21 protein-coding genes are annotated in these 20,889 nt (G+C 63.4%); 8 read left to right on the top strand and 13 right to left on the bottom strand.

Annotated features, from left to right (window positions below; all coding sequences use genetic code 11):
* Positions 1-16 precede the first annotated feature (16 nt).
* The 7 genes from J2R80_RS09685 to J2R80_RS09715 all read left to right on the top strand — a co-directional run bounded on the left by J2R80_RS09685 (position 17) and on the right by J2R80_RS09715 (position 9,153).
* Entirely contained in the window at positions 17-1,042 is a 1,026-nt protein-coding gene (locus J2R80_RS09685; RefSeq protein WP_253638452.1) for an ABC transporter permease, read from the top strand.
* Between the two features lie 60 nt (positions 1,043-1,102).
* Positions 1,103-2,131 carry a sugar ABC transporter substrate-binding protein gene (locus J2R80_RS09690; protein WP_253638453.1) on the top strand — a complete coding sequence of 343 codons (1,029 nt, stop codon included), beginning with the start codon at positions 1,103-1,105 and terminating at the stop codon, positions 2,129-2,131.
* Between the two features lie 52 nt (positions 2,132-2,183).
* On the top strand, positions 2,184-4,334 hold the full coding sequence (locus tag J2R80_RS09695) for an SMP-30/gluconolactonase/LRE family protein (protein ID WP_253638454.1): 2,151 nt from the start codon (positions 2,184-2,186) through the stop codon (positions 4,332-4,334).
* Positions 4,334-5,455, top strand: coding sequence for an SMP-30/gluconolactonase/LRE family protein (locus J2R80_RS09700; RefSeq protein WP_253638455.1), 1,122 nt, complete (start codon positions 4,334-4,336; stop codon positions 5,453-5,455). Before J2R80_RS09695 ends, J2R80_RS09700 begins: the two co-directional genes overlap by 1 nt.
* A complete protein-coding gene (locus J2R80_RS09705; RefSeq protein ID WP_253638456.1) occupies positions 5,452-6,990 on the top strand; it encodes a sugar ABC transporter ATP-binding protein in 1,539 nt (512 codons plus the stop codon). The genes J2R80_RS09700 and J2R80_RS09705 overlap by 4 nt, the downstream gene beginning before the upstream one ends.
* 130 nt (positions 6,991-7,120) lie before the next feature.
* Positions 7,121-8,545: an amidase family protein gene (locus J2R80_RS09710; RefSeq protein WP_253638457.1), complete on the top strand. Its 1,425-nt coding sequence runs from the start codon at positions 7,121-7,123 to the stop codon at positions 8,543-8,545.
* Positions 8,546-8,664: 119 nt separating this feature from the next.
* The gene (locus tag J2R80_RS09715; RefSeq protein ID WP_253638458.1) at positions 8,665-9,153 is read left to right on the top strand and encodes an iron chaperone; all 489 of its coding nucleotides are present in this window, start codon (positions 8,665-8,667) and stop codon (positions 9,151-9,153) included.
* A 272-nt stretch (positions 9,154-9,425) separates the two neighbouring features.
* On the opposite strand, the gene J2R80_RS09720 is transcribed toward J2R80_RS09715, so the two are convergent.
* Genes J2R80_RS09720 through trbB form a run of 11 tightly spaced genes read right to left on the bottom strand, consistent with a single transcriptional unit; the run spans position 9,426 to position 19,274 of the window.
* The gene (locus J2R80_RS09720) at positions 9,426-9,662 is read right to left on the bottom strand and encodes a DUF2274 domain-containing protein (RefSeq protein ID WP_253638459.1); all 237 of its coding nucleotides are present in this window, start codon (positions 9,660-9,662) and stop codon (positions 9,426-9,428) included.
* Between the two features lie 2 nt (positions 9,663-9,664).
* Positions 9,665-10,921, bottom strand: a complete 1,257-nt coding sequence (locus tag J2R80_RS09725; protein ID WP_253638460.1) for a TrbI/VirB10 family protein — start codon at positions 10,919-10,921, stop codon at positions 9,665-9,667.
* The gene (trbG, locus tag J2R80_RS09730) at positions 10,918-11,970 is read right to left on the bottom strand and encodes a P-type conjugative transfer protein TrbG (protein WP_253638461.1); all 1,053 of its coding nucleotides are present in this window, start codon (positions 11,968-11,970) and stop codon (positions 10,918-10,920) included. Before trbG ends, J2R80_RS09725 begins: the two co-directional genes overlap by 4 nt.
* A complete protein-coding gene (trbF, locus tag J2R80_RS09735; RefSeq protein WP_253638462.1) occupies positions 11,967-12,650 on the bottom strand; it encodes a conjugal transfer protein TrbF in 684 nt (227 codons plus the stop codon). Before trbF ends, trbG begins: the two co-directional genes overlap by 4 nt.
* 2 nt (positions 12,651-12,652) lie before the next feature.
* The gene (trbL, locus tag J2R80_RS09740; protein ID WP_253638463.1) at positions 12,653-14,008 is read right to left on the bottom strand and encodes a P-type conjugative transfer protein TrbL; all 1,356 of its coding nucleotides are present in this window, start codon (positions 14,006-14,008) and stop codon (positions 12,653-12,655) included.
* 1 nt (position 14,009) lies between these two features.
* The gene (trbK-alt, locus tag J2R80_RS09745; protein ID WP_253638464.1) at positions 14,010-14,411 is read right to left on the bottom strand and encodes a putative entry exclusion protein TrbK-alt; all 402 of its coding nucleotides are present in this window, start codon (positions 14,409-14,411) and stop codon (positions 14,010-14,012) included.
* 10 nt (positions 14,412-14,421) lie between these two features.
* Complete coding sequence (gene trbJ, locus J2R80_RS09750) at positions 14,422-15,183, bottom strand: P-type conjugative transfer protein TrbJ (RefSeq protein ID WP_253638465.1); 762 nt, start codon at positions 15,181-15,183, stop codon at positions 14,422-14,424.
* Positions 15,180-17,618, bottom strand: coding sequence for a conjugal transfer protein TrbE (gene trbE, locus J2R80_RS09755; protein WP_253638466.1), 2,439 nt, complete (start codon positions 17,616-17,618; stop codon positions 15,180-15,182). Before trbE ends, trbJ begins: the two co-directional genes overlap by 4 nt.
* Positions 17,619-17,632: 14 nt before the next feature.
* Positions 17,633-17,914, bottom strand: coding sequence for a VirB3 family type IV secretion system protein (locus J2R80_RS09760; RefSeq protein ID WP_253638467.1), 282 nt, complete (start codon positions 17,912-17,914; stop codon positions 17,633-17,635).
* Positions 17,914-18,207 carry a TrbC/VirB2 family protein gene (locus tag J2R80_RS09765; protein ID WP_231712474.1) on the bottom strand — a complete coding sequence of 98 codons (294 nt, stop codon included), beginning with the start codon at positions 18,205-18,207 and terminating at the stop codon, positions 17,914-17,916. The genes J2R80_RS09760 and J2R80_RS09765 overlap by 1 nt, the downstream gene beginning before the upstream one ends.
* A gap of 50 nt (positions 18,208-18,257) precedes the next feature.
* Positions 18,258-19,274: a P-type conjugative transfer ATPase TrbB gene (gene trbB, locus J2R80_RS09770; protein WP_253638468.1), complete on the bottom strand. Its 1,017-nt coding sequence runs from the start codon at positions 19,272-19,274 to the stop codon at positions 18,258-18,260.
* 166 nt (positions 19,275-19,440) lie between these two features.
* Here trbB and J2R80_RS09775 point away from each other — a divergent pair, with 166 nt between their 5' ends.
* Positions 19,441-19,917: an SRPBCC family protein gene (locus J2R80_RS09775; RefSeq protein ID WP_253638469.1), complete on the top strand. Its 477-nt coding sequence runs from the start codon at positions 19,441-19,443 to the stop codon at positions 19,915-19,917.
* 90 nt (positions 19,918-20,007) lie between these two features.
* Here the strand turns inward: J2R80_RS09775 and J2R80_RS09780 are convergent, their stop codons facing one another.
* Together J2R80_RS09780 and J2R80_RS09785 are read right to left on the bottom strand one after the other, a co-directional pair.
* On the bottom strand, positions 20,008-20,382 hold the full coding sequence (locus tag J2R80_RS09780) for a hypothetical protein (RefSeq protein ID WP_253638470.1): 375 nt from the start codon (positions 20,380-20,382) through the stop codon (positions 20,008-20,010).
* Between the two features lie 65 nt (positions 20,383-20,447).
* Positions 20,448-20,882: a CopG family transcriptional regulator gene (locus J2R80_RS09785; RefSeq protein WP_253638471.1), complete on the bottom strand. Its 435-nt coding sequence runs from the start codon at positions 20,880-20,882 to the stop codon at positions 20,448-20,450.
* Positions 20,883-20,889: the final 7 nt, after the last annotated feature.

Consider the following 20,889-nt stretch of genomic DNA (forward strand, 5'->3'; position numbering starts at 1 on the left):
ATGCAGGGAGGAGGCGATGGACGTGCAATCGTCATCGCGCGGCGTTGGCGTCGAGACAGCTGACACTCGTTCAGGCTCGATAATCACCAAGCCAAGTCAGGAGCAAATGGTCCTCTTGCTCACGATCGTGCTGGTTTTGATATTCAGTTCGACGCTGAGCGGCTTTGCCACTGCAACCAATTTTCTCAATTTACTGCGCAGCATCTCAGTTCTGGGCGTGCTTGGCCTCGGTGCCGGCCTGGTCGTGATCAGCCGCGGAATTGACCTTTCTGAAGTCGCGATCATGGCGGGTTCTTGGGCGATCGCGCTGATCGAAATGCAGAATGGCATGCCGGTGCTTCCCGCCGCGATGTTGGCGTTGGCAATCGCTATATCGATCGGCGTCGTCAATGGTGTGATGGTTGCGTTCGTCGAGGCGCCAGCATTGTTCGTGACGCTCGCCGCTGGTTTCGTGATCTTTGGCGTCGCGTTCTGGGTCGCGCCAGCCTGGGTGGTTTATGCCCCAAAGGATGCGCCGGGATTGATGTATCTCGGGGCTGGGCGATTGTTCGGCATCCCGATTCCAATCCTTGTTTTTGCGGTCGCGGCGGTCGCGATGCACTTGTTCCTTTCGCGCACCTCGATCGGCCGTTTCATCTATGCGCAAGGCGACAATCCGGAGGCCGCGCGACTGACTGGCATCGCGCTCCGTCCGTTGATTGTGCTGGAATATGTGCTGGTTGCGGTGCTGGCCTGGGTCGCAGGACTGGTCTGGGTTGGCACCACCGGCAGCATGCAGATGGCGATTACGCAGAGCACCATGATCTTTGATGTGGTGCTCGTGGTCGTGATCGGGGGCATCAGCTTGGTTGGTGGGCGGGGCGGGGTGTTCAGTGTCGTGGTCGGTTGCGGACTGATTGGCACGCTTTTTAACGCCTTCACAATCATGGACATCAACATCGAGCTGCAGAGCATCATCAAGGGGGTGGTCGTGCTGGCCGCGCTCGTGCTCGACAACTGGTTGCATCCTCGCGACGAGGAGACTGCACGGCAGGGCGAGTGATGCCGGTCCACAAGTCGCCTGACATTAGACCATTCAATCAAAAATATGGGTGTGGAAGAGATGATGCAGGTGACCAGAATCTTGAAGGGCCTGTTCGCAGGCGTAGCGCTGCTTATGTTGCCGCTCGTGGCCCATGGGCAGGAGGAGGGCACCAAGGCCGCGCGTGAGCTGCGTGCCGTCTACGACAAAGCGTTGCAGGGGAAAATTATCGCTTATTTGCCGATCTCGCTTGGTGTGCCGTTGTCAGATGAATGGGGCCGCGTGGTGCAAGGAGAGGCTGAATGGCGAGGCATGAAATTCATTGTGCGCGATCCCAACAGCAACCCGTCGGCGATGCAACAGGCTTTGAGCGCGCTGGTCGACCAAAAGCCTGATGTGCTGATCGTACAAAACCCGAGTGTGACACTGCTGATGAAGGATCTGAAGCGTGCGGAGAGCCAGGGTACGCATGTGATCCAGGTCAATATGGCTTCGAACTACAAGTCCGGCGCCTTTGTCGGGGTCGATTGGCGCGAAATTGGCAGGATACTCGCGAACGAGGCCGTTAAGGCATGCGGTACCGGCTCCGGAAAGTCCGGCAAAGTGCAGATCGTACAGGGCGAACTGACTGCGGCGGCCAGCGTCGATCAGGTCGGCGCGATTATGGAGGTCCTGAACAAGGATCCGAACATCAAGGTGGTATCGAACCAGGCGGCGAACTGGGACACCAATACCGCGTTCAACATCACCGCGACTGTCATCCAGCAGCATCCCGATCTCTGCGCCTCGATTGGCTTCTGGGGTGTCATGGAGGCCGGTGCCGCGCAGGCGATCCGCAATGCCGGCAAGATCAACGATGTAAAGGTGTTCGCTTCAGGGGAGGGGTCGCAACTCGATTGTGATCAGGTCAGCTCAGGCAATTTCTATAAGTTGTTGAGCTACAATGCGACTGAGCAGGGCCACGACCTGATGATCGCAGCCGAGACCCTGTTGGAGTCCGGCGAGAGGCCAGGCACTCGCAATCTTGCCTACTACACGCATCCGGTCTGGATCGACAAGAGCAACGCCTCCGCCGGCGGGACGTGTTTTGCGCTGCGTCAGAAAAACTAATGACGGCGAGGGAGTCGGCGCAGGCTAGCCGCAATTGAGGGAGTACAAGGCGATGTCGATCGGGGTTGGTTCTTTCGCCACAACAATGCGGCAGTTTTCACCGAGGCTTCTACTTGCAGAGCTTCTGCTCAAGCGCTGGTTCGAGCCGGTGGTTCCATTCACCGTCATGATCGGGCTCTGGGCCTATTTTGCGCGCACGATTCCGGACTATGCCTCGGTGCAAAATTCTGTGTCGTTGATGCGCCTGTTCGCTGAATTCGGCTTCGTCGTGACCGCGATGGCGTTTTGCATCATCGCAGGAGGCATCGACCTTTCCATCGGTGCGAATTTTGCCATGTGCAATTTTGCGGCGCAGTATTTCGTCTTCGTGCGCGAATGGCCTGCTGCCGTTGCGATGCTGGCGACGCTTCTGATCGGCGCGCTACTTGGCAGCATCAACGGACTTTTGGTGGGTTTCCTGAAAACGAGGCCGTTCCTGACCACGTTGGTGACGCTCATCATCGTTCGCGCTTCGGTGGATTTGCTTAACGAAACCTATTCGCAGGTCCTCGCGACGAGCTCGCTCGACAACGATGCCTGGGATTTTATCGGCGGCGGAAGTGTGCTCGGCATTCCGATCAACGCGGCAACGCTGCTCATTGTGCTCATTGTCTGCCAGATCTTCTTGTCGCGCTCACGCTATGGTTGGCATCTTATTGCGATCGGCGCCAGCCGCAGGGCAGCGCGCCATGCGGGCATCCGCGTCCGCTCGATGCAATTCATGGCTTATGTGCTGTCGGGCACGTTATGTGCGGCGGGTGGCCTCTTCTATGCCGCGCGTCAGGCCTCGACGGATTCCACCACCGGAGTGGGCTGGGAATTTCAAGCGTTGACTGCCGTCGTGCTCGGCGGAGTGTCAATCGCCGGCGGCAAGGGCACGATTTGGGGGGCGATGATTGGGGCGTTGATCATCTTTCTCCTGATCAATGGCCTCGTGCGCATGGGCATTCCGGGCTATGTCACGTCGGGGCTGACGGGCCTCATTCTGCTCGTCGCCGCCGGCACAGATGTCAGATGGTCAATGAACCTCGGCGGGGTGATCCAGAGGATCTACGTCAATCCGATTTTCGTGCCGCTGGCATCGGCGCCATCAGTCCAGCGAGGCTCTGCGTCGCCTTACGCGCAGAATGATCGCTTGACCAAGGCGCAGGCGATTGGCCTCGATCAGGTCGAAGGTCCTGAGGACGTTATCCTCGACCGCCAGGGCCGGGTCTATGGCTCCGCCCGCGACGGCAACGTGATCCGCTTCTCCGGTCCGAATTTTGAGACCCGCGAGGTGTTTGCCCATATCGGTGGCCGGCCGCTCGGCATGCAGTTTGACCGCGACGAGAATTTGATCGTGGCGGTGGCTGGCATGGGCGTTTACGGCGTCGCTCCCGACGGTCATATCTTTAAGATCACCGATGCCACAAACCGTACCTGGTACAAGCTCAATGACGACTCGCGGCTACGTATGGCCGACGACCTCGACATCGCGCCCGACGGCAAGATCTATTTCAGCGACTGCACCACTCGCTACGAGATGGCGACCAACGTCGTCGATATTCTTGAAGGGCGACCGAACGGTCGAGTGATCTGCTACGACCCGGCAACGAAGACGACACGAACGGTGATCAGCCACTTCTGTTTCCCGAACGGGATCTGTGTTTCTCACGACGGCAAGTCGGTGCTGATTGCTTCGACTTCGCTATGCAAGGTGTTTCGGTACTGGATCGAGGGGCCGAACAAGAGACGCACCGAGATTCTGATCGATGAGCTACCGGGCACCCCCGACAACATCAATCGCGCGTCGGATGGCACTTACTGGCTGGCGCTGATCGGCATTCGTACGCCAACCTTCGACCTCGCCGCGCGCAAGCCTGGCTTCCGTCTCCGGATGGTCAGGAAAGTGCCTTCCGACGAATGGCTCGTGCCCTCGCACAATCACGGCTGTGTCCTGAAATTTAACGAGAATGGTGAGGCGCTGGAGTCGTGGTGGGACCCGACTGGCATCGCGCACTCGAGTTTGACCTCGATGCGCGAACACAAAGGCTATCTCTATCTTGGCGGGCTCGAGAACAACCGGATCGGCCGCATCAAGCTCGATGGCGTCGACGACAGCTGGACCGGCTACGACGCGTACTGGGGCGCCAAGAGCCGCGTAACAGGCAGGGTGACGACATAATGGGATTCTTCGATCATCTGCTGCGCGACATCCGCAGTGTCGTACACCGCGACGGCGGCCAGAACGCGATCCCGCCGCTCGACGGTGCGCTGAGCCCGAACGACCGGCTCGACACCGCCGTACCGATCGGCGAGCCGCTGCCCGGCATCGACGACGTCATCGCCGCCGGCGACGGCGCGGTCTATGTCTCCGCCGGCCGCCAGGTGCTGAAGCTCAGCGGCGCGGATCTCTCGGCCCGTACGGTCGTGGCCGAGTTCGAGGACGATGCCGGGGGACTAGCGCTGCATCCGGACGGCCGCCTGCTGGTCTGCGTCGCGGGCAGGGGTCTCGCCGCGATCGATCCTGCGAAGCCTGATCTGCGCTGGCTGGAATCTGTCGGCGGTAGTGCGCTCACGGGCTTGCTGTCGGTCACGGCGGCGCCCGATGGCCGCATCTATGCCGTCGAAGGCAGCGCCGGCCGCCGTCCTGGCGAGTGGCGGCATGACCTGATGGAGAAGCGCACCGGCGGCCGGCTGATCAGCTGCGGCGCCGGACTCGACAATCCGCAGGTGATGCTGCGCGACCTGCCATATCCCTATGGCGTGTTGGCGTCGGCCGACGGCAACAGCCTGTGGCTCACCGAGAGCTGGGCGCATCGCCTCAGCCGGTTCGCGCTCACAGCCAACGGGCTTGGTCCGCGCGAGACCGTCGCCGCCAACATGCCAGGCTATCCGGCGCGGCTGCATCCGGATGGACATGGCGGGCTGTTGCTCGGCATGTTCGCACGTCGAACGCATCTGATCGAGTTCGTGCTCAAGGAAGACGATTTCCGCGAGGAGATGATGGCGACGATGCCGCCCGAATATTGGGTGGCGCCGGCGTTGGTCGGCGGCAGCGATTGCCTGGAGCCGATGCAGATCGGCGGCGTCAAGGCGCTCGGCATCCAGAAGCCGTGGGCGCCGCCGCGCTCCTATGGCCTCCTGGTGCATCTCGATGCCGATGGCGAGGCCAGCGACAGCCTGCACAGCCGTGCCGGCGGCCGGTTCCACGGTATCACCGCTGCTTGCGCCACGCCCTCGGGCATTGTGATCGCCGCGCGCGGCGCCGGCCGTTTGCTGCGCTACACGGGAGACCTGCGATGAATGATGGCGTGATGCAGGCGGCGACCGCGACGCAAACCGCTGCCCGCGAGCCGGTGCTGCGGATCAGCAACGGGTCCAAGATCTATGGCGGCGTCCATGCCATCGAGGGCGTCAATTTCGATCTCTATCCCGGCGAGGTGCACGCGCTGGTCGGCGAGAACGGCGCCGGCAAGTCGACGCTGTGCAAGGCGATCGCCGGCGCGATCAATCTCACCTCCGGCGACTATCTGCTCGACGGCAAGCCCGCCAATTTCGAGCAGCCGCGCGACGCACTCGATGCCGGCATCTGCATGGTCTATCAGGAGACCAGCCTGGTGCCGACCATGACCGCGGCGCAGAACATCGAGCTTGGCAACGAGAAGCTCTTGACGCGCTTCCGCACCCTGAACATCCAGGCCCAGCAGTTGTTGCAGTCGCTCAATTTCCACGTCGACCCGGCAACGCCTGTGGCGCTGCTCGGCACCGCCAAGAAGCAGATGGTGGAGATCGCGCGCGCGATCTACAACAAGGCCCGCATCATCATCTTCGACGAGCCGACCGCATCGTTGACGCCGGAGGAGATCGTCCACTTCTTCCATCTGGTGCGCGACCTGCGCGCCCGCGGCGTTTCGATCGTCTATATCTCGCACGCGCTGGAAGAATCCCTGCAGATCGCCGACCGCATCACCGTGCTGCGCGACGGCAAGCTGGTCATAACAGCGCCCGCCAAGCAGCTCACCCGCGACGTGCTGGTGCAGCACATGGTCGGCCGCGAGGTGGCGCAAGCGGTCTATGGCCGTAAGGAAAAGACCCACCAGCGCCGCGAGAAGGTGTTGACGGTCGAGAACGTCACCATGGGCATGGCGGTCAAGAACATGTCGTTCTCGGTCTACGCCGGCGAGGTGGTCGGCATCGCCGGCCTGATCGGCTCGGGCCGCACCGAGATCGCAAAGATCGTCTACGGCGCACTGAAGCGCAATCTGGTCAACGGCGGCACCATCCGGCTGCGGGGAAAGCCGATCCGCTATCGCGTGCCGCGCCAGGCGATCAACGACGGCATCGCCTACATCACCGAGGATCGCAAGGCCAACGGCTTCTTCGAGACCATGGTGGTCGATGACAACGTCTATATCGGCAGCCTCGCCACCCGCAAGGGCTGGAGCTTCCTGCTGTCGCGCGCCCGCCGCAGCAAGCTGGCCAACTATTGGGTCGAGCGGCTGAAGATCAGTGCGTTGCAGCGCAAGGCGCGGATCATCGAGCTGTCGGGCGGTAACCAGCAGAAGGTGGTGCTGGCGAAGACGCTGGTGCAGGAGCCCTCGATCATCTTCTTCGACGAGCCGACGCGCGGCGTCGATGTCGGCACCATCCCGCATATCCACGGCGAGATCCGCCGTCTCGCCGACGAGGGCAAGGCGGTGGTAGTGATCTCGTCCTATTTGCCGGAGATCCTGGCCGTCTCCGACCGCATCCTGGTCGCCCGTACCGGCCGTATCGTCGCCGAATTCGACGCCGCCGACGCGACGCAGGACAAGATCCTGTACGCGGCCGTGCATTAATGGCGCTGGGCGACGTCATGCTCAATCGCGGATTTACATAGCGCCACATCCCGGTGGGTGCACGGCCAGGGATGCTGGTTGCAGGCAGCTATCTCACGACAATCGTAAGTTAAGTCTCAGGAGCCCCACATTGTCCAAGCTTTATGAACTCGACGCCGTCGCGCTCGCCAATCTCATTCGTGCCGGCAAGGTTTCCGCGCGCGAGATAACCGAAGAGGCGCTGACGCGTATGGCCGCCGTCAACCCCAAGATCAACGCTGTCGTTGAAAGCCTGGAAGATGAGGCGCGCACGACCGCCGCGGCGCTCGATGAACGACAGGCACGTGGGGAGAGGCTAGGCGGCCTGCATGGCGTCCCGGTAACTGTGAAGATCAACGTTGACACCAAGGGCCATGCCAATACCAACGGCGTCGTTGCTTTCAAGAACAATATCGCAGCCGATGACTCGCCTGTCGTGGCCAACCTGCGGCGTGCTGGCGCGATCATCATCGGCATCACGAATACACCTGCGTTCTCACGTCGTTGGTTCACCGACAATGATCTACATGGCCGGACATTGAACCCGCACGATCCGCGGATCACTCCCGGCGGTTCATCTGGTGGCGCATCAGCGGCAGTAGCGTCTGGGATCGGTATGATCGGCCATGGCAATGATATCGGCGGTTCGATCCGTTATCCGGCCTATGCCTGCGGCGTTTACGGTATTCGCCCGAGCTTCGGTCGCGTACCAGCCTACAATCCCACGGCGACGGTCGAGCGTTCTGTCGTTCTCCATCAATCGTCGGTGCAGGGTCCTCTTGCCCGCTCGATCCGCGACCTGAGCGTTGGACTTGACGCGATGGCGATGCGCGATCCCCGTGACCCCTGGCATGTTCCCGCATCACCGGTCACAGGGCAACCAGATGCCGGACCAGTCCGCGTCGCACTGTTCGATAGCTGGAGCGGTTGCAAGGCGGATGCGGCAGTGACACGAGCATTGAAGCAGGCAGCAAGCTGGCTGGCGGACGCGGGGTATATTATTGAGGTTGTCGCGCCACCCTCGTTCGAGGAAACCGTTGATCTTTGGCGCACTCTGTTGACAACGCAGGACCACCTCGATGGCGTGCTTGTTCCTTCCGAAAAGATTGCCGACAAGGCACTTCGCAAGTCGATGGAGGGAGTGAACCGCGCGAAGGTGTTCACGCCTGAATGGTTCATCCAGGGCCTCGCGCGCCGAACAACGTTGCTACGCGCCTGGACGCTCTTCTTCGAAAAATACCCGGTTCTACTGATGCCTTCGTCGTGGAAGCTCCCATTCCCGATTGATGCGGATCAGACGCCCACGGGAAAACATGACCTGATGGCAGCGCAAACGCCACAGACGGTGCTACCTATTCTTGGTTTGCCGGGACTGTCGGTGCCGATCCTCACCGAAGGTGAAGCGCCATGCGGTGTGCAACTCGCGACCGCTCGCTATGCGGAAGCTGTCGCATTCGAAGCCGGCGCTGTGATTGAGGCCTGTGCACCAAAGATCAGGGTCATTGACCCTCGCGCGGGGAGAGCCGCGGCGGAGTAGGGTTGTACTCCCCAACGTGAGAGCTGTAGGTGTAGAACGAACTCAAGCCTGATCGCGCGATACGGGCCGATGGCGGTGGTTTGCGTTAGGAGGACACAACCGCATAGGCTTAGGACTCATTGAGCGCAGATCAGGAAAATGACGGCGGCGGCGAAGACGATGGCCGAGACGTAGGTACGGGGCGCAGCGATCGTAGCGGTGTGGATGCGCCTCCAGTTCTTGAGCTTCGACATGCAGAAAGGCATACTGTTAGCATGACGAAAAATAGCCATGACGCCTATATAGCCGCCGCACCGGAGCAATTTCGCGCCATGTTGCGTCAACTGCGTGCACAGCTATCGCGGGCACTCCCAGACGCGGATGAAGTCATAAAGTACGATATGCCAGGATTTCAGATCGAAGAAACGATCATCGCGGGCTATGCTGCCTTTAGCAAACAATGTGGTCTATATGTTGATCCGGGTGCAATTGCTGCCCATGCCGATGAGATTGCGTCTTTGAAACTCAAGGCAACCAAGACCGGCGTTACGTTCTCGGTGAGCAAGCCTATCACTGATGAACTCGTCGAGAAACTGGCGGTCAGTTCGCGCAGCAAGAAGGGATTCTAGGCTCAGGCCAGAAGAACCAGGTCACCCCTCGCGCAAATTCATATCTTCCGACATTGGCCTTAAATCTGCACATTCAGCCATTCAGCACTGTAGGTTTCGGTTAAAATCTGCCCATGAAGGCACCATCGTTGGCAGCCCGGAAGGGTTTTTCTGCGTGGGTTAAAGCTTTCTCGACCGCGTCAGCTTGGTGCCCTCGTTTCCGATTGCTACGAGGCAATGAACGCCACCGCCTGACGCGCGGCGATCGCGGGCGTTGCGGAAGTCCGATAGTATCAAGCACTTGTTTTCGAAGTTTGCAGGGAGCGGCGAGCCTTCGCAAACGCGCGATCTGTTGCGATGAAACGTTCCAGCATCGGCGTGATCAGCTTGACGGGTTCAATAGGAGGCTGACCGTTTTCTGCCAGCAGGCGCGCGTAAAGCGTCAAGTCCCGAAAGACTGGTGCTGGCAATTCTAGCGTTACTTTCACGGGTCTGTCATCGGCGATGTGACCGAGTTTCAACGTGGTCATGGTCAGCCTCTGTAGGGTTCGAGGACTAGGTCTCGAGTGACGACGATCCTGACGGGGAAACCGGGGCGGATCGTCAAGGTCGGCGCGACCCGCAACTGGCGGCGGATGATCTGCTGGCCGGCGTCGTTGATGGTATCCTGTCCACCATTACGGATTGCGCGAAGCAGCGCATTACCGTCGTCGATGGCAAGCTCGGCTCCGACAGACAATAGTGTCGACAGGCCGGCCGCCTTAGCTAGGTCCCACCAGTGATAATCGACGCCATCTTCGAGACCGGCATAACCCTGGCCATCGGATCCCGGCTGACGCTCCAGGACGATCGAGCGGCCATTCGGTAGAATAAGCCTGTTCCAGACGAGCAGCACGCGGCGCTGCCCGAACTGCACATCGTTATCGTACTGGCCGATCACGCGCGCGCCTTGCGGGACAAGGAGAATGCGGCCGGTTGGGCTATCATAGATGTTCTCCGTCACCTGCGCGGTGATCTGACCTGGCAGGTCGGAGCGGATGCCGGTGATGAGGGCGGCAGCGATGACAGCGCCGGCCTGCAGAACGTTTTTCGACGACGGCGCAGCAACGCGATCGGGCGAGACGGTGCGCTTGTCGGGCGCCTGGTTGAGGAACGCGAGCTGGCGGTCCTGCGCCGAGGGCGTCGCCGGTTGCGGCGCGAGACCGAGACTGGCGAGATCGGCGGTCGGCGTGGCGGTTGCGGTGGGCTGTGCAGAGGCCCCAACACTAGCGGGCCGAGTCTCAGTCGAGGCGAACAGCCGTGCGGTCCGCGCCGATTCCAGCTCCTGCGCCCGGCGCTGCTCCTCCGGGCTTGGCCCCACGGGGCCGGTCGTCGGCGCACCGATCGCTGGCACGGCGGCGCCATTCTGCGCGTTGAGGATCGGTCGGCCGAGGTCGCCGGGCAGTGGCGGGCCGAGCTTCGGGACGCCGGAGTAATCCTTCGGCAATCCAGCGAGGCCATCCGGTGTCGAGCGGTTGTCCGTCGAGTACAGCTCCTGGCCCTGGCCGCCGTGGCGGGTCTGCAGCGCGTAGATCAACGCCCCGCCCACACCGAGGCTTGCAGCGAGCCCCAGCCCAGCCAGCACTTTGCGGGACAGGCGGGTCACGCGCGGCGGTTCGGCGCGCAGCCGCATCGTCGCGGTGGGCTCGCCGGCCAGCGGCCGGGAGTCATCATCGTCGGCCGGCTGAGGCTGGGGCGTTGAACCCAGCGCCCGGCCTTCTTCCCTTTCGGGATCGCGTTCGTTGCTCACGATGCCTGCCTCCCGTCGGTGCGTGAGATGCGGACGCGCTTCTGGTTCTTGCCCGCGCCGAACCGCAATTCCGCGGCGGCGAACAAGCGATCCACGATCATGTAGTTGCCGCGCACGCGATAATTCACCAGCTCGGAGGTGTCGCCCTCCGGCCCGACCACGAACAGCGGCGGCATCTCGCCTTGGGCGATGCCGCGCGGAAATTCAATGAATACCTGTTTCCCGTCATCGAAGGCGCGCAGCGGCCGCCACGGCGCACGGTCGCCCGTCACCTCGTATCGGAAATTGACGCGCGCGAGATCGATGCCGCTGGAGACAGGCTGCGCGGCCTCGGCCTGCTGGTTCTGGCGGCGCAGCGCGATGAGCTGGTCCTGCGGATATTGCCAAGACACCGACGCCATGTAGGTCGAAGGCGTTGCGCGCAATTCCATGTGATAGGTGCGCCGGTCCGTATTGATGACGAGATTGGTCATCAGCTCGGCGCGGGTGGGCTTCACGAGGATATGGATCTGCTTGGCCACGCCGATGCCGCTCTCGGTATCGCCGATGATCCAGCGCACCGTGTCGCCGGCGGCGACGGGACCGGAACCGACGAGTTGCTCGCCGGGCTGAAGCGCGATGTCGGTGATCTGCCCAGGTGATGCGTAGACCTGATAGAGAGCGCCATCGACGAAGGGATAGACCTGCATCGAGTTGATGAAGCCGTTGCGGACGGGTTGAACGCGCGCGGCGGCGTTAGCCTGGTTGACGCGCACGGCAGGATCGGCCGGTTCCGGCTCGGGTTTGCCGTCCTTGCCGATCGGTTTCAACTGACCGGGAAGCGGGAGCGGCTTCGGCAACTCCACGACCCGCACGGGTTTCGGCGGATCGGCCGCGATGACGGCGGGAGCGGCATCGTCATAGGAAATCTCGGGCGGCGGCGTGTGTCCGGCACAGCCCGCGAGCGCTGATGTGCAAAGCAGGAGAAGCGGCAAGCTGGATTTACGGAAAACCGGAACGGCACGGTTGAGGAAAGCCGGCCTCCCGGCTTTGCGGAAGGTCGGTGTCATTGTCCAAGCTCCTTCGACCAGTTGATGGCGTTGACGTAGATTCCGAGGGGATTCTTCCGCAGCGTGTCGGCGTCGCGAGGAGGCTGCACGACAACGGTGAGGATGGCGGACCAGCGCTCGGTGGAAGCCAGCGAGCCATCCTGATAGCGGCGCTCGATCCAGGCGATGCGGAAGCTCGATGGCGAAGCGCGGATCACCGACGACACCTCGATCGCGATCTGCTGCTTGCCGACCTTGGTGAAGGGGTCGTTGGCGCGGGCATAGTCGTTGAGCGCGAGCGCGCCGCCCTGTGTCGTGAAGTCGTAGGCGCGCAGCCAGTTCTGCCGCACGATGATCGCGTCGGATGGGATCGAGCGGACCTGCTCGATGAAGCGGGCGAGGTAGAAGGCGATTTGCGGGTCGTTCGGCTGGTAGTCCGCAGTCGCCGGCGCGACCGCCTGCGCCTGACCGAGCCGGTCGACCTGCACCACCCAGGGCACGATCGAGCCGTTGGCCGACTGCCAGACCAGCGCGGCCGAAAGCCCGCCTGCGAGCGCCAGCGAGCCGAAGGCCATGTAGCGCCAGTTGCGGGCCTGAACGCGGGCGGAGCCGATACGATCGTCCCAGACCTGAGCGGCGCGCTGATAGGGCGTCTCGGGCTGCAGGGCTTTGCCGTAATGGGTGGATGGTCGTTTGAACATGGTCAGTCGCTTTCGGAAAGATTGACGGAGGAGCCGCCGCCGTGGCTGTCGCCGCTGCGCACGGCGTGGGCGGCCGCGGAGACGCCGTGTGACATTTGCTGCGAGCGCTTCATGCGCTTCGCCCAGGCCGGCGGGCCGTCGCTGGCAGAGGACGCGGCTCCTGGAGATGCGGCTTCAGCGGCGGTTGTCGTCGCAGCACCGGATGCGCCGGTGGCGATCTCCGTCGCGGCCTGGCCACCGGCCTGATAGCTCTGCTTGAGGCTGTCGGCGGCGCGCCCGGCTGCGCGCTTCAACGGTGAGACGGCCGCCTTCGCGCCGGTGCTGGCAACGCTGCCGAGGCCCGAGGCGACGCCCGATGCACCCGACTGTCCGGCTGCGCCGAGGCTGTAGGCGGTGGAGGCTCCGCCGGCGAGGGCTGCACCGCCACGAGCCGCGGCGGCTGCGCCGCCAGCAAGTGCAGCGCCACCGGATACGACTGCGCTGGCGGCGGCCGCGCCTGCGGCGACGACGCCGCCGGCGGCAAGACCAGTGCCAACGGCCGCGCCGGCGCCGAGCTGCGGGCCACCGGAGATGAGGCCGTTGGCGATGCCGGGGCCGAAGATGCCGAGACCGAGCAGCGACAGCGCGGCGAGCACGATCGCCATAGCGTCGTCGATCGACGGCGTATTGCCGCCAAAGCCGGAGGTGAACTCGGAGAAGAGGGTCGAGCCGATGCCGATGATGACGGCGAGCACCAGCACCTTGATGCCGGAGGAGATGACGTTGCCGAGCACACGCTCGGCCATGAAGGCGGACTTGCCGAACAGGCCGAAGGCAATGAGGACGAAGCCGGCGAGCGTCGACAGCTTGAACTCGATCAGGGTCACGAAGAGCTGGATCGCGAGGATGAAGAACGCCAGCAGCACCAGCGCCCAGGCGAAGAACATGCAGGCGATTTGAATGAAGTTCTCGAAAAACGACCAGTAGCCCATCAGGCTGGAGATGGAGTCGAGCAGCGGGCGGCCGGCATCGAGACCGGTCTGCGCCACCTTGCCGGGGCGCATGAGATCGCTGACGGCGAAGCCGGTGCCCGAAGCCTTCAGGCCGAGGCCTGCGAAGCTCTCGAAGACGATGCGGGCGAGATTGTTCCAGTTGGAGATCAGGTACGCGAAGACACCGACGAAGAGCGTCTTCTTGACCAGCCTCGCCATGATGTCGTCGTCGGCGCCCCACGACCAGAAGAGCGCGGCAAGCGTCACGTCGATGACGATCAACGTCGTCGCGATGAAACCGACTTCGCCGCCAAGCAGCCCGAATCCCCCGTCGATGTAGCGAGTGAAGACCTCAAGGAAATGGTCGATGACGCCGGTGCTGCCCATGTCAGCGAACCTCCAGCCGAGCGGGCTCCGCCTGCATCGTAGGCCCGGTCACGCCCGCTGCCGCACCATCGTTGTGGATGGGATCAGCCGACGCGGGTGCGCTTGGAAACAGCGTAGTCGGCGCGATCCGGGACGGTGATGAAACCGGGGCCGGCCGGCCGAGGAAGCGGCGCCGGTTCTCCGCCCACGCCTTCAGGCAATTGGGATCGCGCGTACCAGCCTCGCCGATCTCGGAACAGCGAAGCAGTTCTGTGGTGAGAGGAACTGAGGCTGTGACTGGACGGCCCTGCATCGCGAGGACGTCCGTCGAAACGTCCTTGCGGTTCATCTCGATCACGGTCGCCGTGATGGCGACCGCGACGAAGACGATGGCGCCGACGCGAGCGAGGGTCTTGCCGTCCATCGTGCCAGCCTCAGTTGCCACTGTTCGGGAACATGCGGGCATTGCCGGGCTGGTAGCCCGAGCCCGGCGTTAGAAAACGCCGCCGCTGTTCGCGGCCCTGTTCGGCGGCGGCGGCCTGCTCGGCCGACTGCAAGGCCTGCGCCCGACCGTTGGCCGCGACGACGGCGGTGAGATCCGCGAGTTGCTGCGCCTGGAGCGCAAGGAGCTGGTTGCCGGCCTGCGTCGCCTGCAGCGCGCCGGTCGCGCCCTGGCTCTGGCCGATCAGCGCCGACATCTGTGTGCGGTTGGTGTCGATGTTGCCGACGACGCCTGCCTGCACCCGCATGGCATCCTGCAGGCCACCGACCGTGTTCTGCCAGCGCGAGCGCGCATCGGTGACGAGCTGTTGGTCGGAGGCCGACAGCGAGACGTTCCCGTATTTCTGCTGGAACATCCGGTCGATCTGCTGGACATCGTAGGCGATATTCTGCGCCTGGTTGAGAAGCTGCTGCGTGCGCTGAACGGACTGCTGAAGCTGTTGTAGCGACGAGAACGGCAGGCTCGCAAGGTTGCGTGCCTGGTTGATCAGCATCTGAGCTTCGTTCTGAAGCGATGTGATCTGGTTGGTGATCTGCTGGAGCGATCGGGCCGCCGTGAGCACGTTCTGCGCATAGTTCGAGGGATCGAACACGATGATGGCGTGCACAGGCGTCGCCAGCATGGGCGCGAGCGCGACGGGGGCGGTCAGCAGCGCGGCAGCAAAACGCGCTGCGCGGGAATTGCGCAGTTTCATTGGGACGTCTCCTTGTTGGTGAGCGTGGGGATGAGATCGGCGGCCCAGCCGACTTCACGGTGATCGAGCCAGGCGGCGAGGAAGCCGTCGCGGCCGTGTTCGGCGACGATGCGTGCGATGGCCGCTTGGTCGGTCTTCGATGACGCGGCGCAGAGCGCGAGCGCGACATCGGAGAGGCCGAGCTCGAACAGTCGGTTGCCGCGCCGCGACTGGCAGTAGTAGTCGCGCTTGGGCATTGCCCGAGCGATGATCTCGATCTGGCGGTCGTTGAGGCCGAAGCGCCGATAGATCGCCGTGATCTGCGGCTCGATCGCGCGCTCGTTTGGCAGCAGGAGCCGGGTCTGACAGCTTTCGATGATGGCGGGCGCGATCGGTGAGCCGTCGATATCGCTCAGCGATTGCGTGGCGAAAATGACGCTGGCATTCTTCTTGCGTAGCGTCTTCAGCCATTCGCGAAGCTGGCCGGCGAAGCCGTCATCGTCCAGCGCCAGCCAGCCCTCGTCGATGATGAGAAGAGTCGGCGAGCCGTCGAGCCGATCTTCGATCCGATGAAAGAGATAGGAGAGAACCGCGGGCGCCACGCCGGTGCCGATCAGCCCTTCAGTCTCGAACGCTTGAACGAACGCCGAACCAAGATACTCGCGCTCGGCGTCGAGCAGCCGGCCGTAGGGACCGCCGACGCAATAGGGCCTGAGCGCCTGTTTGAGATCGTTCGACTGGAGCAGCACGACCAGGCCGGTGATCGTGCGCTCCTCGACAGGCGCCGATGCCAGCGAGGTCAGCGCCGTCCAGACATGCTCCTTCACCTCGGGTGTAATCGCCACGCCCTCGCGGGTCAGGATCGATACGATCCAGTCGCCCGCCCAGGCGCGCTCGGGCACGTCATGAACGCGAGCGAGCGGGTGAAGGCTGACGCTATCGGTCGCGCCGTCGCTGAGATCGCCGCCGAGGTCATGCCAATCGCCGCCCATGCCGAGCGCCGCCGCGCGGATCGAGCCGCCGAAGTCGAAGGCGAAGACTTGGGCGCGGGCATAGCGTCGGAACTGCAGCGCCATCAGCGCCAGCAGGACCGACTTGCCCGCGCCGGTCGGGCCGACGATCAGCGTGTGGCCGACGTCGCCGACGTGAAGCGAAAGCCGGAACGGGGTCGAGCCTTCGGTCTTGCCGAAGAGCAGTGGGGGCGCTGAAAAATGCTCGTCCCGTTCCGGCCCCGCCCACACCGCGGACAGCGGGATCATGTGGGCGAGATTGAGCGTGGAGATCGGCGGCTGGCGGACGTTCGCATAGACGTGGCCGGGCAATGATCCGAGCCAGGCATCCACCGCGTTGATGGTCTCGGCCATGGCAGTGAAGTCGCGGCCCTGAATGACCTTCTCGACCAGGCGCAGCTTTTCGTCGGCGGCGCGCGGATCTTCGTCCCACACCGTCACCGTGGCGGTGACGTAGGCCATGCCGGCATAGTCGGCGCCGAGCTCCTGGAGCGCCATGTCGGCATCGGCGGCCTTGTTCGCGGCGTCGGTGTCCACGAGGACGGACGCCTCATTGGTCATTACCTCCTTGAGGATCGCGGCGATCGACTTGCGCTTGGCGAACCATTGCCGGCGGATCTTGGTCAGCAGCTTGGTCGCGTCGGTCTTGTCGAGCAGGATCGCGCGCGTCGACCAACGATACGGAAAGGCGAGACGGTTCAGCTCGTCGAGCAGGCCAGGCGTCGTCGCCGTTGGAAAGCCCGTGACGGTGAGGATGCGCAGATGCGACGCGCCGAGGCGCGGCTCGAGCCCGCCGGTGAGCGGCTGATCGGCGAGCAGCGCGTCCAGATAGATAGGCGTTTCGGGGACGCGGACCCGATGGCGATTGGTCGAGACGCAGTCGTGGAGATAGGTGAGCGTCTCCGCGTCATCGAGCCAGCGGCATTCGGGCATGAAGGCTTCAACCAGGCGCAGGATGCGATCGGTGCGGTCGGCGAACCCGGTCATCACCTCGTTGGGGTCGAGGCCCGACTTTTCCCGGCCTTCATAGAGCCAGGATTCCGCACGCGCAGCGTCCTCGGCCGGCGGCAGATAGGTGAATGTCAGGAAGTAGTTCGACTCGAAATGCGCGCCGGCCTCTTCGAAGTCCGCCTTGCGCTCGGCATCGACCAGCGCCGAGGCGGGATCGGGAAAGCGGCTGTCGGGATAGAGGTTCGAGGCATGGCGCTGCGCCTCGACGAACATTGCCCAGCCGGAGCCGAGGCGACGAAAGGCATTGTTGAGGCGGCCGGCGACCGCGACCAGCTCGGCTGGGACGGCGCTGTCGAGATCTGGGCCGCGAAACCGGGCGGTGCGCTGGAAACTGCCGTCCTTGTTGAGGACGATGCCCGCGCCGACCAATGCCACCCAGGGCAGGAAGTCGGCGAGCCGGCTGTTGCGGTTGCGATATTCGGCGAGGTTCATCATCGGCGCGTTCCCCGTCAGACCGAGAGATGCGCCGGGACGCGCAGATGGCGGCGCACCACGTCGACGAAGAGCGGGTCGCGCTTCGCCGCCCAAACCGCCGCGACATGGCCGATCGCCCAGATGGCGATGCCCACCAGCCAGAGGCGCAGCCCCAGTCCGACGGCGCCAGCGAGCGTCCCGTTCATGATGGCGATGGCGCGCGGGGCGCCGCCGAGCAGGATCGGCTCGGTCAGCGCCCGGTGTACGGGGACCGTGTAACCCGGGACTTCGCCGCCCTGTTCGACAACGCCCGTCATCAAACCAGCGCCCCGCCGCCGAACGAGAAGAACGACAGGAAGAAGCTCGACGCGGCGAAGGCGATCGAAAGGCCGAACACGATCTGGATCAGTCGCCGGAAGCCGCCGGACGTGTCGCCGAAGGCGAGCGTCAGGCCGGTGACGATGATGATGATCACCGCGATGATTTTGGCCACCGGACCTTCGATCGACTGCAGGATCTGTTGCAGCGGTTGCTCCCACGGCATCGACGAGCCGGAGGCGTGGGCAGGCGCGGCCATCACGACCGACAGCGTGGCGACGGACACGGTCATGGCGAGACGTTGGCGCACTTGATGCAGGCGCATTGAGCGCAAGCGTTGGATCACGGGCTTTCTCCTTCAGGGCTTCGGGTGAGCGAGGTCGGGCCGCCGTCGCCTTCGATGACGGCTGGCTCGATACGGTAGTCGCCATCGGGGCCGAGGCCCTCGACGCGTGCGAGTTCGGAAAGCCGGCGCGCGGAGCCGCGACCGGAGAGGACCGCAACGATGTCGATCGTCTCGGCGATCAGCGCGCGCGGGACAGTGACCACAGCCTCCTGGATGAGCTGCTCCATCCGGCGCAGCGCACCGATCGCGCTGCCAGCGTGGATCGTGCCGACGCCGCCGGGATGGCCGGTGCCCCATGCCTTGAGCAGCTCCAGCGCTTCGGCTCCGCGCACCTCACCGACCGGAATGCGATCGGGGCGCAGGCGCAGCGATGAGCGAACGAGATCGGAGAGCGAGGCGACGCCGTCTTTCGTGCGCATCGCCACAAGGTTCGGCGCGGCGCATTGCAGCTCGCGCGTATCCTCGATGATGACGACACGATCGGCGGTCTTCGCGACCTCGGCGAGCAGCGCGTTGGTGAGCGTGGTCTTGCCGGTAGATGTCCCGCCAGCGACGAGGACGTTCGCGCGAGAGGCCACGCCCTGGCGCAGCGTCTCGGCCTGTCCGGCCGACATGATCCCGGCGCGCACGTAGTCGTCGAGCGTGAAGACAGCGACAGCGGGCTTGCGGATCGCGAAGGCCGGCGCTGCGACGACTGGCGGCAGAAGGCCCTCGAACCGCTCTCCCGTTTCCGGCAACTCGGCCGAGACGCGCGGAGCGCCGGCATGAACTTCGGCGCCGACATGGTGCGCGACGAGGCGAACGATGCGTTCGCCGTCCGCCGCCGACAGACGCTCACCCGTGTCGGATAGTCCTTCGGACAGGCGGTCGATCCAGAGCCGCCCATCGGGGTTAAGCATCACTTCAACGATGCTGGCGTCGTCGAGATAGCGGGCGATCGCAGGGCCGAGCGCAGTACGCAACATCCGTGCGCCGCGCGCGATACCTTCCGCATGTTGATGTGAAGCCGCCACATGACCCCCGTTCCATCGGGGTCGAGACAGTCCTTCCCCGGACGGGGATGATTAAAAGGGCCTGATTTTGGGCCGATTCAACAAAGATCCATCGGCGTAGTAGTGTAGCGTGCAAATACAGGAGAACGGCGGGGCAAGACTCCAGACAGCGCGAGGTAAGCGATCAATGACGGCGAATATCGGCCATGGGAGAACCGACTCAGCGAGGCGGTTCATCGCCGCCAGCGCGGACGTGATCTATCGTGCGTTTGTTGACCCCAAGGCATGGCCGCAGTGGCTTCCGCCGGATGGCATGACCGGCCAGATCTACGAGTTCGACGCCCGGCCAGGTGGCACCTACAGGATGGCGCTGACCTATCGCGGGGATCATCCGAGCGCAGGCAAAACCTCCGACGACACTGATGTCGTCGAAGGTCGCTTCGCAGAGCTGATCCCAAATCATCGCGTCGTTCAGATCGTGACGTTTCAGTCCGACGATCCGGCCTTTGCAGGCGAGATGCGCATGACGTGGAGCCTGTCGCCCGCGCCCGAAGGGACCGACGTTTCGATCGTAGCCGAGAATGTTCCTGCCGGGATCAGCAAGGAAGATCACGATGTGGGGCTGCGTTCGACGCTCGAGAATCTGGCGCGATTTGTGGAATAACCCTACCCGGTTGGCTGTGGATCGCCAGCCTAACAGCCAGCGGCGACAAAGGACATCGGTGGCTGCTTGAATGGTATCGATAGAGGGTCGTTAGCCAATCCAACGTTGCGCTGCTTCCGCAGTATCAGTCGGATTCCAATTGAATGCGATCCGGCTATGCGGCGCGCGCTCATGGATGAGGTTGATGATCTTCTCGAACAGCAGCAGATTCTCGGCAGGCTCGCGAATACCGGCGCCGATGACAATGCAATCGTAGGCGCGCGCGTTTAGCGCTGCCATCACCGTGGCCTCGGCAGTCGCACCGTTATCCACCAAGCAAGAATCGACCTGGTGACCGAAGTCGCGGATTCGGTTGATCTGTTGATCGAGGAAGGCCCGTACCAGTTCGACAGAAAGCTCTGGATGGCCGCTGAGATCGGCGAATGCCGGATCGAGACCGATCGCCAGGACAGTTCTGGTAGTCATTGATCTTCTTCCTTCTCCTATTTCCCTCGCTATCAGCGGTAAGCGGCATCATGCCCTGTCAACGTCTAATCTTCATGGGGCGTGGATGTGACGTCTTCCGAAATTTCTTGCCGTAGCTTCGGCCCCTTTGCGAGGCGACGGCCGAGCGCGGTGACGAATTGATCGTATCGCTCGCCGGCCTTCGCACGTGCAGCCTGCGCGGCAGGCTCCGGCAAGGCCGGCGTCGTCGCGACCCAAAACCGGACGAACACCGCCAGCATCTCGACGGAGATGCCGATATCGCGTTCCATCCGCATCATGCGGCGATCAAGTTGGTCGAGGCGCTTGGTAATGGCGGCCTCCTGTCGTTCAGCCGCATCCGGGGAGAGGAAGGATTCGATGGCGGCTTCCGCGATCAGCGACCGCGAATGATCGCGGCGCGCAGCATGCTCGGTGAGGTGGCGCATCACTGCGGGATCGATGTAGACAGACAGGCGCTGCTTCTTCGAAGGTTTCGACATGGTGATC

Source organism: Bradyrhizobium sp. USDA 4541 (assembly GCF_024171085.1).
Taxonomy (GTDB): domain Bacteria; phylum Pseudomonadota; class Alphaproteobacteria; order Rhizobiales; family Xanthobacteraceae; genus Bradyrhizobium; species Bradyrhizobium australafricanum.